The 12,236-nt window shown below is 71.7% G+C and carries 12 protein-coding genes; 8 read left to right on the top strand and 4 right to left on the bottom strand.

What is annotated here, in order from left to right:
• Positions 1–3 precede the first annotated feature (3 nt).
• Both HDA41_RS25455 and HDA41_RS25450 read left to right on the top strand, forming a co-directional pair.
• Positions 4–828: a purine-nucleoside phosphorylase gene (locus tag HDA41_RS25455; RefSeq protein WP_184987511.1), complete on the top strand. Its 825-nt coding sequence runs from the start codon at positions 4–6 to the stop codon at positions 826–828.
• A gap of 417 nt (positions 829–1,245) precedes the next feature.
• On the top strand, positions 1,246–2,883 hold the full coding sequence (locus HDA41_RS25450) for a phospho-sugar mutase (protein ID WP_184987509.1): 1,638 nt from the start codon (positions 1,246–1,248) through the stop codon (positions 2,881–2,883).
• A gap of 98 nt (positions 2,884–2,981) precedes the next feature.
• Here the strand turns inward: HDA41_RS25450 and HDA41_RS25445 are convergent, their stop codons facing one another.
• Positions 2,982–3,686, bottom strand: a complete 705-nt coding sequence (locus HDA41_RS25445; RefSeq protein WP_184987506.1) for a PH domain-containing protein — start codon at positions 3,684–3,686, stop codon at positions 2,982–2,984.
• 102 nt (positions 3,687–3,788) lie between these two features.
• On the opposite strand from HDA41_RS25445, the gene deoC reads away from it, so the two are divergent.
• From deoC to HDA41_RS25430, 3 genes are read left to right on the top strand one after another with little or no spacing between them, the layout of a single operon-like run.
• On the top strand, positions 3,789–4,751 hold the full coding sequence (gene deoC, locus HDA41_RS25440) for a deoxyribose-phosphate aldolase (protein ID WP_184987504.1): 963 nt from the start codon (positions 3,789–3,791) through the stop codon (positions 4,749–4,751).
• 5 nt (positions 4,752–4,756) lie between these two features.
• On the top strand, positions 4,757–6,193 hold the full coding sequence (locus HDA41_RS25435; RefSeq protein ID WP_184987502.1) for an aldehyde dehydrogenase family protein: 1,437 nt from the start codon (positions 4,757–4,759) through the stop codon (positions 6,191–6,193).
• Positions 6,186–7,070: an aldehyde dehydrogenase family protein gene (locus tag HDA41_RS25430; protein ID WP_184987500.1), complete on the top strand. Its 885-nt coding sequence runs from the start codon at positions 6,186–6,188 to the stop codon at positions 7,068–7,070. The genes HDA41_RS25435 and HDA41_RS25430 overlap by 8 nt, the downstream gene beginning before the upstream one ends.
• A 72-nt stretch (positions 7,071–7,142) precedes the next feature.
• Here the strand turns inward: HDA41_RS25430 and HDA41_RS25425 are convergent, their stop codons facing one another.
• Entirely contained in the window at positions 7,143–7,886 is a 744-nt protein-coding gene (locus HDA41_RS25425; protein ID WP_184987498.1) for a TetR/AcrR family transcriptional regulator, read from the bottom strand.
• A 114-nt stretch (positions 7,887–8,000) separates the two neighbouring features.
• Between HDA41_RS25425 and HDA41_RS25420 the strand changes: the two genes are divergently transcribed.
• The gene (locus HDA41_RS25420; RefSeq protein WP_184987497.1) at positions 8,001–8,597 is read left to right on the top strand and encodes an NADPH-dependent FMN reductase; all 597 of its coding nucleotides are present in this window, start codon (positions 8,001–8,003) and stop codon (positions 8,595–8,597) included.
• The gene (locus HDA41_RS25415; protein ID WP_184987495.1) at positions 8,594–10,135 is read left to right on the top strand and encodes an MDR family MFS transporter; all 1,542 of its coding nucleotides are present in this window, start codon (positions 8,594–8,596) and stop codon (positions 10,133–10,135) included. Before HDA41_RS25420 ends, HDA41_RS25415 begins: the two co-directional genes overlap by 4 nt.
• 1 nt (position 10,136) lies before the next feature.
• Here HDA41_RS25415 and HDA41_RS25410 read toward each other — a convergent pair whose 3' ends face one another.
• The gene (locus HDA41_RS25410) at positions 10,137–10,532 is read right to left on the bottom strand and encodes a hypothetical protein (RefSeq protein WP_184987492.1); all 396 of its coding nucleotides are present in this window, start codon (positions 10,530–10,532) and stop codon (positions 10,137–10,139) included.
• Positions 10,533–10,588: 56 nt separating this feature from the next.
• Here HDA41_RS25410 and HDA41_RS25405 point away from each other — a divergent pair, with 56 nt between their 5' ends.
• A complete protein-coding gene (locus tag HDA41_RS25405; protein ID WP_376706818.1) occupies positions 10,589–11,293 on the top strand; it encodes a uridine kinase family protein in 705 nt (234 codons plus the stop codon).
• A 184-nt stretch (positions 11,294–11,477) separates the two neighbouring features.
• Here HDA41_RS25405 and HDA41_RS25400 read toward each other — a convergent pair whose 3' ends face one another.
• The gene (locus HDA41_RS25400) at positions 11,478–12,233 is read right to left on the bottom strand and encodes a SigE family RNA polymerase sigma factor (protein ID WP_184987490.1); all 756 of its coding nucleotides are present in this window, start codon (positions 12,231–12,233) and stop codon (positions 11,478–11,480) included.
• Positions 12,234–12,236: the final 3 nt, after the last annotated feature.

Genomic DNA, 12,236 nt, shown 5'->3' with positions numbered 1-12,236 from the left:
GGCGTGAACGCATCTCTTCTTCCGGACGACATCCTGGGCGACCCCCACGCCGCCGCCGACGCCGCCGCGGCCCGCCTGCGCGAACTCACGGGCGCCGAGACACACGACGTCGCCCTCGTGATGGGCTCCGGCTGGGCCCCGGCCGTGGACGCCCTCGGCGCTCCCGAGGCGGAGCTCCAGGTCACCGAGCTGCCCGGCTTCCCGCCGCCGGCGGTCGAGGGCCACGGAGGCAAGATCCGCTCGTACCGGATCGGCAACAAGCGCGCCCTCGTCTTCCTCGGCCGCACGCACTACTACGAGGGCCGCGGCGTGGCCGCCGTCGCCCACGGTGTCCGCACCGCCGTGTCGGCCGGCTGCAAGACGATCGTCCTCACCAACGGCTGCGGCGGCCTGCGCGAGGGCATGCGCCCCGGCCAGCCGGTCCTGATCAGCGACCACATCAACCTCACGGCGACGTCCCCGATCGTCGGCGCCAACTTCGTCGACCTCACCGACCTCTACTCCCCGGGCCTGCGGGCCCTGTGCAAGGAGGTCGATCCCACCCTGGAGGAGGGCGTCTACGCCCAGTTCCCCGGCCCGCACTACGAGACACCGGCCGAGATCCGCATGGCCCGGGTCATCGGGGCCGACCTGGTGGGCATGTCGACGGTCCTGGAGGCGATCGCCGCGCGCGAGGCGGGTGCGGAGGTTCTGGGCATCTCCCTCGTCACGAACCTGGCAGCGGGGATGACCGGGGAGCCCCTCAACCACGAAGAGGTCCTCCAGGCCGGCCGCGACTCCGCCACGAGGATGGGCTCACTGCTGGCACAGGTCCTGGGGCGCCTGTAAGCAACCCGGCGCCGCTGCCGGGGCCGAGTGGGTCCGCAGCCCGGCGGAGCGGGGTGCCGCTGCGCCCACCCGTGCCGCCCTGGGGGTACCTCCCAGGCCCTTAAGGCACTGGGCTGAGGCACGACTGCCCGCAGCTGGGGCGGGCCACGACGCGCCCGCAGCCGCGCACGGCGAGAAGGGGCCGTGTCGGGGGGTGTCCGTCCGCAGCGGTTGGCGCGTCAACGGACGGTTAGTCGGTATCCGACCCCATCGCGCCGTTCCGAGGACGGACACCCCCCGGCGCGGCCCCGACCCACCGCACCCCGGCAGGCGCTGCGCGCACCCCCACCGAAGCCGCACAGGCCACCGCAGGCACCCGGCACCCGGCACAACCGCCGGAGGCAACCCGCACGACAACCGGAGAGGCTGACACAGACCGTGCACGACGAACTCATCGCACAGGCCCAGGCGTGGCTCACCGAGGACCCCGACCCGGAAACCCGCACCGAGCTCGCCCGCCTCATCGACGCCCAGGACCACACCGAACTCGCCGCCCGCTTCAGCGGCACCCTCCAGTTCGGCACCGCCGGCCTCCGTGGCGAACTCGGCGCCGGTCCCATGCGCATGAACAGCTCGGTCGTCATCCGCGCGGCCGCCGGCCTCGCCGCGTATCTCAAGAAGCAGGGCCACCACGACGGCCTGGTCGTCATCGGCTACGACGCCCGCCACAAGTCGCACGACTTCGCCCGCGACACCGCCGCCGTCATGACCGGCGCCGGCCTCCGCGCCGCCGTCCTCCCCCGCCCCCTCCCCACCCCCGTCCTCGCCTTCGCGATAAGGCACCTCGGCGCGGTCGCCGGCGTAGAGGTCACCGCCAGCCACAACCCGCCCCGCGACAACGGCTACAAGGTGTACCTCGGCGACGGCTCCCAGATCGTCCCCCCGGCGGACATCGACATCGCGACGGAGATCGCCGCCGTCCCGTCCCTGGCCACCGTCCGCCGCCCCACCGAAGGCTGGGACACCCTCGACGACGGCGTCCTCGACGCCTACCTCGCCCGCACCGACGCCGTCCTGGCCAAGGATTCCCCCCGCACCGCCCGCACGGTGTACACGGCGATGCACGGCGTCGGCAAGGACGTCCTCCTCGCCGCCTTCGCCCGCGCCGGCTTCCCGGAACCGGCCCTCGTCGCGGAGCAGGCCGACCCCGACCCGGACTTCCCGACCGTCGCGTTCCCCAACCCGGAGGAGCCCGGCGCGATGGACCTGGCATTCGCGAAGGCCCGCGCGACCACCCCCGCCCCCGACCTGATCATCGCCAACGACCCGGACGCGGACCGCTGCGCCGTCGCCGTGCAGGACGGCGACGACTGGCGCATGCTCCGCGGCGACGAGGTCGGCGCCCTCCTCGCCGCCCACCTGGTCCGCCGCGGAGCGACCGGCACCTTCGCCGAGTCGATCGTCTCGTCCTCCCTCCTCGGCCGTATCGCCGAGAAGGCAGGCCTCCCCCACGTCGAGACGCTCACCGGCTTCAAGTGGATCGCCCGCGCCGAGGGCCTGCGCTACGGCTACGAGGAGGCCCTCGGCTACTGCGTCGACCCGGACGGCGTACGCGACAAGGACGGCATCACGGCGGCACTCCTGATCACGGAACTGGCCTCACAGCTCAAGGAGGAGGGCCGCACCCTCCTGGACCTTCTCGACGACCTGGCCGTGGAACACGGCCTGCACGCCACGGACCAGCTCTCGGTCCGCGTCGAGGACCTCTCCCTCATCGCGGCCGCGATGCGCCGCCTGCGGGAACAGCCCCCGGCCCAACTCGCCGGCCTGCCGATCACCCGCACCGACGACCTCACCCAGGGCACGGGCACCCTCCCGCCCACCGACGGCCTGCGCTACACCCTCGACGGCGCCCGGGTGATCGTCCGCCCGAGCGGCACGGAGCCGAAGCTGAAGTGCTACCTGGAGGTCGTGGTCCCGGTCGCCGCCCACGCCGACCTCCCCACGGCCCGCGCACAGGCGACGGACCTACTGGAGTCGATCAAGCGCGACCTGTCGACCGCCGCAGGTATCTGAAACAGTCCGACCAGACGGCCCCGGCGAAGCCGAGCATCCCGGCCCGGGGCCGCCCTTCCCCAGGCTGACAGACGCCCCGAGGCCCAAGGCCCGCCCCGTCAGCCCGCCAGCACCAGAATCAACACCAGCAGCGCTCCCACAACCGCCGGCCCCACCACCTCGTAGGCCCACCGCACGGTCACGTCCCCCCGCGCCGTCTCCGCCTGGTGCCGTGCCTCGTGCAACCCCCGCAGCTCGTCCATGATCCGGTCGGTCTCCGCCCGCACGGGCCCGTCGGACACGGGCCCCCCGCCGAGGCCGTCGCCCAGCCCCGCCCGCATCCCGAGCGCACTGCCGCGCCCCTCGTCCCGCCCCATCTCCCGCCGCGCCTGCGCAGTCGCCCGCATCTCACGCCGGGCGGCCTTCTTGCGGGCGCGCAGCGAGACGGGCACGGCCCAGAGCTGGTACTTGGCGCCGGACTCGGTGAGGACCTCGTTCGAGTAGGCGGACTTCAGCGAGGCGATCTGCCCCCAGGGCAGCACGATGACGCGGAACGGGTTGCGGATGCGCAGCCGGTCGTCTCCCGCGTACACGGCGGGCCGCAGCGTGAAGGCGACGACCAGCGGCACGATCAGGATCAGCACGGCGAGCGCCATCCACGGCGTACGCCCCTCGCCCGATATCAGCGCGTCGATGCCGAGCCACCCGGCGATGGCCAGCAGCAGCACGCCACCGGCGATGGCCGGAACCGACCGGTACACCCGGTCCTTGGACTCGGGCTCCGGAGGCTGCGGCGGGGGCGACTGGGACTCGGGGCTCGTCATGCCTCGATTCTGCCGGACCGTAGGTCGGCCACCCCAACCCCACCCGGGCAAAACCGGGGGCTGTACAGCCGCTACGCGCGTAGATATGCTCGTCTGGTGACCATGCCCAGTTCTGCACTCACCGCAGCTCACCCCCTCAAGGACGTCACCTCGTCCGACAGCGCGCTGCGCCGCTTCCTCCACGGGCTCCCCGGCGTCGACGCGGTCGGACTGGAGGGGCGTGCGGCCTCCCTCGGTACCCGTTCGATCAAGACGACCGCCAAGGCGTTCGCCATCGACCTCGCCATCTCGATGGTCGACCTGACGACGCTGGAAGGCGCGGACACCCCGGGCAAGGTCCGGGCGCTCGGCGCGAAGGCGGTCCGGCCCGACCCGACCGACCGTACGGCGCCCACGACGGCCGCGGTCTGCGTCTATCCGGACATGGTGGCCGTGGCCAAGGAGGCCGTCGCCGGCTCCGGCGTGAAGGTCGCCTCCGTCGCCACGGCGTTCCCGGCCGGGCGCGCCCCGCTCACCGTCAAGCTGGCCGACGTCCGCGAGGCCGTCGCCGCGGGCGCCGACGAGATCGACATGGTCATCGACCGCGGGGCGTTCCTCGCGGGCCGATACTTGAAGGTGTACGACGAGATCACCGCCGTGAAGGAGGCCTGCGGCACGTCAGCGCGCCTGAAGGTCATCTTCGAGACAGGCGAGCTGTCGACGTACGACAACATCCGCCGCGCGAGCTGGCTCGGGATGCTGGCGGGCGCGGACTTCATCAAGACGTCCACCGGAAAGGTCGCCGTCAACGCGACCCCGGCGAACACGCTTCTCATGCTGGAGGCGGTGCGTGACTTCCGTGCACAGACCGGCATCCAGGTCGGCGTGAAGCCGGCCGGCGGCATCCGCACCTCGAAGGACGCCATCAAGTTCCTCGTGCTGGTCAACGAGACCGCCGGCGAGGACTGGCTGGACAACCACTGGTTCCGCTTCGGCGCCTCCTCGCTGCTGAACGACCTGCTGATGCAGCGCCAGAAGCTGGCCACCGGCCGCTACTCCGGCCCCGACTACGTGACGGTGGACTGATCACCATGGCATCGGTATTCGCATACGCACCGGCCCCCGAGTCGCGCTCGGTCGTCGACATCGCGCCCTCGTACGGCCTGTTCATCGACGGCGAGTTCGTGGAGGCGGCCGACGGCAAGGTCTTCAAGACGGTCTCGCCGAGCACCGAGGAGGTGCTCTCCGAGATCGCCCAGGCCGGTGAGGCGGACGTCGACCGCGCGGTGCAGGCCGCGCGCAAGGCCTTCGAGAAGTGGTCGGCGCTGCCCGGCTCGGAGCGCGCCAAGTACCTGTTCCGCATCGCGCGGATCATCCAGGAGCGCTCCCGCGAGCTCGCCGTCCTCGAAACCCTCGACAACGGCAAGCCGATCAAGGAGACCCGCGACGCGGACCTCCCCCTGGTCGCGGCGCACTTCTTCTACTACGCCGGCTGGGCCGACAAGCTCGACCACGCCGGCTTCGGCGCGAACCCGCGGCCGCTGGGCGTGGCGGGCCAGGTCATCCCCTGGAACTTCCCGCTGCTGATGCTGGCGTGGAAGATCGCCCCGGCGCTCGCGACCGGCAACACGGTCGTGCTGAAGCCGGCCGAGACCACCCCGCTGTCGGCGCTGTTCTTCGCGGACATCTGCCGCCAGGCGGGCCTGCCCAAGGGCGTCGTCAACATCCTCCCCGGCTACGGCGGCGCGGGCGCGGCGCTGGTCGTCCACCCGGACGTGAACAAGGTCGCCTTCACCGGCTCCACGGCCGTCGGCAAGGAGATCGCCCGCACGGTCGCCGGCACCCCCAAGAAGGTCACGCTCGAACTGGGCGGCAAGGGCGCCAACATCGTCTTCGACGACGCGCCCCTGGACCAGGCCGTCGAGGGCATCGTCAACGGCATCTTCTTCAACCAGGGCCAGGTCTGCTGCGCGGGCAGCCGCCTGCTGGTCCAGGAGTCGATCCAGGACGAGCTGCTGGAGTCCCTGAAGCGCCGGCTGTCGACGCTCCGCCTGGGCGACCCGCTCGACAAGAACACGGACATCGGCGCGATCAACTCCGAGGAACAGCTCACCCGCATCACCTCCCTCGTCGAGCAGGGCGAGGCGGAGGGCGCCGAGCGCTGGTCGCCGGCCTGTGAACTTCCGGAGAGCGGCTACTGGTTCGCCCCGACGCTCTTCACGAACGTCACCCAGGCGCACACCGTCGCCCGCGACGAGATCTTCGGCCCGGTGCTGTCGGTGCTGACCTTCCGCACCCCGGACGAGGCGGTCGCCAAGGCCAACAACACGCCGTACGGCCTCTCCGCCGGCATCTGGACGGAGAAGGGCTCCCGCATCCTGGCGGTCGCGAACAAGCTCCGCGCGGGCGTCGTCTGGTCCAACACGTTCAACAAGTTCGACCCCACCTCGCCGTTCGGCGGCTACAAGGAGTCGGGCTTCGGCCGCGAGGGCGGCCGCCACGGCCTGGAGGCGTACCTTGATGTCTGAGCGACTCACCGTACTGAAGACCTACAAGCTGTACGTGGGCGGAAAGTTCCCGCGTTCCGAGAGCGGCCGGGTGTACGAGGTGACCGACTCGAAGGGCAAGTGGCTGGCGAACGCACCCCTGTCCTCCCGCAAGGACGCCCGTGACGCGGTAGTGGCCGCCCGCAAGGCGTTCGGCGGCTGGTCCGGCGCGACGGCGTACAACCGCGGCCAGGTCCTCTACCGCGTCGCCGAGATGCTGGAGGGCCGCCGCGACCAGTTCACCCGTGAGGTGGCCGACGCCGAGGGGCTGTCGAAGTCCAAGGCGGCGGCGGTCGTGGACGCCACGATCGACCGCTGGGTCTGGTACGCGGGCTGGACCGACAAGATCGCCCAGGTGGTCGGGGGCGGCAACCCGGTGGCGGGTCCGTTCTTCAACCTCTCCTCCCCCGAGCCGACGGGCGTGGTGGCGGTCCTGGCCCCGCAGGAGTCGTCCTTCCTGGGCCTGGTGTCGGTCGTCGCCCCGGTGATCGCGACCGGCAACACGGCGGTCGTGGTGGCGAGCGAGAGGTCCCCGCTCCCCGCGCTGTCCCTGGCGGAGGTACTGGCCACCTCGGACGTCCCCGGCGGCGTGGTCAACGTCCTCTCGGGCCGCACGGCGGAGATCGCGACCCCGCTGGCGGCCCACCAGGACGTCAACGCGATCGACCTCGCGGGCGCCGACGAGGTCCTGGCGAAGGAACTGGAGATCGCCGCGGCCGACAACCTCAAGCGCGTTCTCCGTCCACAGCCTGTGGATTACGCGGAGACGCCCGGCATCGACCGCATGACGGCGTTCCTGGAGACGAAAACGGTCTGGCACCCCACGGGGTCACTGGGCGCGTCGGGTTCCTCGTACTAGACGCCCCTCACAGCGGGAGCCCCGGCTCTCCTCCGTCCAGGAGGGCCGGGGCTTCTTTCGCGTACGCCCCCGTCAGATCCCGAGGCGCTGCGCGATGCCGTCGAGCACGCAGTCGAGGCCGAAGGCGAACTCCCAGGCCCGGTCGTCCTTGCGGGTAGCGCTGAGGGCGTACTGGTCGTAGGTCGGATAGCGGCCCGTGCTCATCAGGTAGACCATCTGCGGGGCGAGGGCCCGGCGGGTCTCGTCGCCGCTGGTCCAGCCGTGGCGTTCCTGGTACTCCCGCATGCCGATCTCGGTCTGGGCGGAACCATGCACGAAGGAGGTGACGGTCCGGAACGCGGCCATCACCGAGTCGGCGTCCAGGCCGCAGACGGCGAGCGCGGCCAACTGCCGTTCCGCCACGGCCATCCGCGACGGCGTCAGCATGATCACCGGGGTGGGCATGACCGCCATCCACGGGTGGGCGAGCATCAGGTCCCGGGTCTGGAGGGCGTAGGAGCGCAGCACCTCCCGCCAGTCCGTCGCCCCGTCCGGTGCGGCCAGCTCCCGGGACACCCGGTCGATCATCAGCGCCCAGAGGTCGTCCTTGCCGTTGACGTGCCGGTAGGCGGCCATGGGCGCGACGCCGAGCTTTTCGGCCAAGCGGCGCATGGTGACGGCCGCGCCGCCCTCCTCGTCGGCGATCTCGACCGCGGCGGCGGCGATCCGCTCCAGGGTGAGTGAGGTCCGAGGGGCCGGGGCGGGCCGCTCCATGCGCTCCCAGAGAGACGGTGCGCCGGTCCCGCTCTCCTGGCCCTCCTTCTTGGCGGCCGCCATGGTCCGCTCCTCCCGGTCGGTGTCGTGTACAGCGTATCGCCAGTAGACGACGTACACATCGCTGTGTACGTTGTACGCACAGAAGATACGCCGTACACATCCAGGGGGAGACTCATGCCCGCCACCGCCGAACCGCTCCGTGTCGCCGTCCTCGTCGGCTCGACCCGGGAGGGACGCTTCGCGCCCGTCGTGACGAAGTGGCTGACCGGCCACCTCGGCCAGCGCGACGACCTGCGCGCCGACGTCGTCGACCTCGCCGAGACGCCGCTGCCGACGGTGTTCCCGGCCTTCGGTCAGCAGCCGCCGCCCGGCACCGAGGAGCAGTTGGCCCTCGTGTCGCCCCGGCTCGCGGCCGCCGACGCCTTCGTCCTCGTCACGCCCGAGTACAACCACAGCTTCCCGGCGTCGCTGAAGAACGCGATCGACTGGCACGGCGAGGAGTGGCACGGCAAGCCCGTCGGCTTCGTCTCGTACGGCGGCCTGTCCGGCGGTCTGCGCGCCGTGGAACAGCTGCGGGTCGTCATGGCCGAGCTGAACGCCATGACCATCCGAAACACCGTCAGCTTCCACGACGCGTGGAGCCGCTTCGACGCGGACGGCAACTGCACCGACCCCGCCGCCGACACGGCCGCGAAGGCCCTGCTCGACCAGCTCGCCTGGTGGGGCCACGCCCTGCGGGACGCCAAGTCCGTCCGCGGCTACGTCGCATGACCGCTGGGGCCCGCCCCGAGGAGGCCATGGACTCACCTGCGGGCACCAAAGCGGACTCGGCCCGGCCGGACCCCCCGCCCTCCCGGCTCGTCATCCTCGGCCTGCTGCTCGGTATCGTGCTCGCCACGCTCGACGGAACCGTCGTCGGCACCGCACTGCCCACCATCGTCGGAGACCTGGGCGGCCTGGACCACCTGTCCTGGGTGATCACGGCCTACCTGCTCACCACCGCCGTCACCACGCCCATCTGGGGCAAACTCGGCGACCTGTACGGCCACAAGTACGGCTACCTCACCTCCATCACCGTGTTCCTCATCGGCTCCGTGCTGTGCGGAGTCGCCCAGGACATGGGCCAGTTGATCGCCTTCCGGGCCCTTCAGGGGATCGGCGCGGGCGGACTGTTCGTGGGCGCGCTCGCGCTCATCGGCACGCTGCTCACCCCGGCGGAGGCCGGGCGCGCCCAGTCGCTGATCGGGGTACTGCTGCCCGCGGCGATGATCGGCGGCCCGCTGGTCGGCGGCTTCCTCACCGACCAGCTCGACTGGCGCTGGGTGTTCTACGTCAACGTTCCGGTCGGCGCCGTGGCGCTCGCACTCGTCGGCTTCGGGGTGCGGCTGCGCGCCACCCGTGCCGAGCCGCGCATCGACCTCGCCGGCGCCGGGCTGCTGACCGGCGCGATCCTCGCCCTGACGCTGCTGGGGAGCTGGGCGGGGACGACGTACGCCTGGTCGTCGCCGCAGATCATCGGGCTCGCCGTGGTCTCCGCGGTCGCGCTGGCCGCCTTCGTACGGGTCGAGCGGCGCGCCCCGGAACCGGTGGTCCCGCCCCGGCTGTTCCGCGACCGCAACTTCACCGTGGCGCAGGTCCTCAGCTTTGTCACCGGCGCGGCCATGCTGGCGGCGGCGAGCTACCTGCCGCAGTACATGCAGTTCGTGCGGGACATGTCGTCCACCGAGAGCGGGCTGCTGCTGCTCCCGTTGATGCTGGGCATGATGGGCGCCCAGCTCGTCATCGGCCGCCGGGTCGGCGACGGCGGCCACTACCGCCTCTACCCCATCGCGGGCGGCGCGCTGGCCGCGGCCGGGGCGCTGGCTCTGTTGACCCTCGGCACCACGACGTCGGCGCCGGTGGCCTCAGGCCTGACGTTGCTGCTCGGCGTGGGCATCGGCTGTCTGATGCAGCCAGCGATGCTCATCACGATGAACAGCGCGGAATCGCGCGACATGGGTGCGGCCAGTGGCACCCAGACGCTGCTGCGCACCATCGGCGGCTCGCTCGGCGTCGCGGTCCTCGGCTCCGTCTACACGGGCCGCCTCACGGCCACCGTCACGGACGAGCTCGGCGCCGACGGCGCGCGGCTGACCGGCGGCGAGCTCACCCCCGAGCTGCTGCGGGACCTTCCGGAACCGGTCCGGCACGCCGTCCGGACGGGCGTGGTGGACGGACTGCACGGAGTCGCGCTCGGCACGGCCACACTGTGCGCCCTGGCGTTCGCGGTGTCCTGGCTGGTCCGGGAGGTCCCGCTGCGGGGCCGGTGAGCTACTGCGACAGCGACCCCGCCGCCTGCCCCACCACCGGAACGCTCTCGATCGACTGCGCCTGCGCCACCGGCCCCGTCAGCTCCTTGGACGTCACCGGCTTGAAGTCGGCGACCTCGGTGCCGACGCTGTTGTCGAGCGGGTCGGCTCCCGTGCCGGCGAGGGGGTTGGGCTTGAGGCCCGCGACCGGTCCGGTGGTGTGGCCGACGGTGTCGGTCGCAGCCTGGAGGCCGGACCGGGCGTCGGTCCTGCCGAGAGAGGTGCGGGCATCGTCCAAGACCGAGCCGGTGCCCGCGGCGGCCGTAGCCGCACCCGCTCCCAGCGCCATTCCCGCGGTCGCGAGGAGGGTCAGGGCACGCTGGGCGGTCGGCTTCTTGGGTGAGTCATGTCGGGCCATCGCTGCCACCTTCTGATGCACTGGGTAATCGATTCGACACAAAAGGTAGTTGAGGTGTGACGCGCGCATCAAAGGCGACCCGCGAGGTCGTACGGCCCCCGATGGATGCCTCACACTGGTGTCCCGTGAGTTCTCCTCTGCCCATACCGACGCGAGTCGTGCTGCTCTGCGGCCCATCCGGCTCCGGCAAGTCCCTCCTCGCGGCCCGCTCCGGCCTCCCGGTGCTGCGGCTCGACGACTTCTACAAGGAGGGCGACGACCCGACGCTGCCGCTGGTGGCGGGGAGTTCGGACATCGACTGGGACCATCCGGAGTCGTGGGACGCCGACACGGCCGTCGCCGCGATCACCCGGCTGTGCCGCACGGGCCGGACGGACGTCCCCGTCTACGACATCGCGCGGAGCGCCCGCACGGGCATCGAGACGGTGGACATCGGACGGACCCCGCTGTTCATCGCGGAGGGCATCTTCGCCGCGGAGATCGTCACGCGCTGCCAGGAGCTCGGCGTCCTCGCCGACGCGCTGTGCCTGAGCCGCGGCCCGGTGAAGACGTTCCGCCGCCGCTTCCTGCGGGATCTGAAGGAAGGCCGCAAGTCGGTGCCGTTCCTGCTGCGCCGCGGCTGGCGTCTGATGCGGGAGGAGCGCTCGATAGTCGCCCGCCAGACCGCGCTGGGCGCGTACGCCTGCGACCGCGACGAGGCGATGGGGCGGCTGGAGGCCGCGGCGGCGGGCCGGTGCGCGTCCCTCCGTACAGCGGCCTGAGGGACGACAGGCGAGCAGAGGAAACAAAAGAAAGCGGGACCGGACGGACCCCCCGGTCCTCCAGTCCCGCTCCTGTGCTCCCCCGTTGTCCTCCCCCGTGTTCCCCCCACTCTCCTGAGGAGACGCCCCCCAGCGTCTCCGCAGTTCCCCCGTGGGCCCTCTTTTTCGGTGCTTCCCCCCAGCCTCAGGCGACGAGCTCGCCGAAGGCGTCCTCCTCGTCACGGCCGAAGCTGAGGACCTCGTCCTCGCGCAGCCGGCGGAGCGACCGCCAGATGCTGGACTTCACCGTGCCGACACTGATGTCGAGGATCTCCGCGATCTCCGGGTCCGTGCGGCCCTCGTAGTAGCGCAGGACCAGCATGGTGCGCTGGAGCTCGGGCAGCCGGGCCAGCGCCTGCCACAGGACCGCGCGCAGTTCGGTGCCGCGCATCGCGTCCGTGTCGCCGGGCGTCTCCGGCAGTTCCTCGGTCGGGTACTCGTTGAGCTTGCGGCGCCGCCAGGCGCTGATGTGCAGGTTGGTCATGGTGCGGCGGAGGTATCCGCCGACCGCCGCCTTGTCACTGATCCGGTCCCACGCCCGGTACGTCGAGAACAGCGCGCTCTGCAGCAGGTCCTCGGCCTCGAAGCGGTCGCCGGTGAGGTGGTAGGCGGTGGCGTACAGGGAGGCGCGGCGCTCCTGGACGTAGGCGGTGAACTCCGCCTCCGACAGCGAGCGGCGCTCCCCCGAGTCCTCCCTGTACGCGGCTCCCCCGTGAGCCGCCCCCGTCCCCTTGTTCTCCCCCGTGTGCGCGTCAACCACCGTCATGAACGCGGTGTGCTGACGCCCGGTGCCGCGAGCGCACCCCCGCCCGCTCACGGCACCGGACTTCTCGGAACCCCGGTTCACGTCGTGCAGACGCGTGATCACTGCGCTGGTGCTGGTGCCGTGCAGCGTGTTCATCTC

The sequence above is a fragment of the Streptomyces caelestis genome, assembly GCF_014205255.1.
GTDB lineage: Bacteria > Actinomycetota > Actinomycetes > Streptomycetales > Streptomycetaceae > Streptomyces > Streptomyces caelestis.
The sequence above is the reverse complement of the archived record's forward strand: the minus strand, read 5'-3'. Positions and strand labels throughout refer to the sequence as shown.

What these genes read in the sequence shown, in the direction of transcription:
- deoC (WP_184987504.1), top strand. Translation starts at nt 3,789, where the DNA reads ATGCCCAGTTCTGCACTCACCGCAGCTCACCCCCTCAAGGACGTCACC.
- HDA41_RS25415 (WP_184987495.1), top strand. Translation starts at nt 8,594, where the DNA reads ATGACCGCTGGGGCCCGCCCCGAGGAGGCCATGGACTCACCTGCGGGC.
- HDA41_RS25410 (WP_184987492.1), bottom strand. Translation starts at nt 10,532, where the DNA reads ATGGCCCGACATGACTCACCCAAGAAGCCGACCGCCCAGCGTGCCCTG.
- HDA41_RS25430 (WP_184987500.1), top strand. Translation starts at nt 6,186, where the DNA reads ATGTCTGAGCGACTCACCGTACTGAAGACCTACAAGCTGTACGTGGGC.
- HDA41_RS25420 (WP_184987497.1), top strand. Translation starts at nt 8,001, where the DNA reads ATGCCCGCCACCGCCGAACCGCTCCGTGTCGCCGTCCTCGTCGGCTCG.
- HDA41_RS25445 (WP_184987506.1), bottom strand. Translation starts at nt 3,686, where the DNA reads ATGACGAGCCCCGAGTCCCAGTCGCCCCCGCCGCAGCCTCCGGAGCCC.
- HDA41_RS25435 (WP_184987502.1), top strand. Translation starts at nt 4,757, where the DNA reads ATGGCATCGGTATTCGCATACGCACCGGCCCCCGAGTCGCGCTCGGTC.
- HDA41_RS25400 (WP_184987490.1), bottom strand. Translation starts at nt 12,233, where the DNA reads ATGAACACGCTGCACGGCACCAGCACCAGCGCAGTGATCACGCGTCTG.
- HDA41_RS25425 (WP_184987498.1), bottom strand. Translation starts at nt 7,886, where the DNA reads ATGGCGGCCGCCAAGAAGGAGGGCCAGGAGAGCGGGACCGGCGCACCG.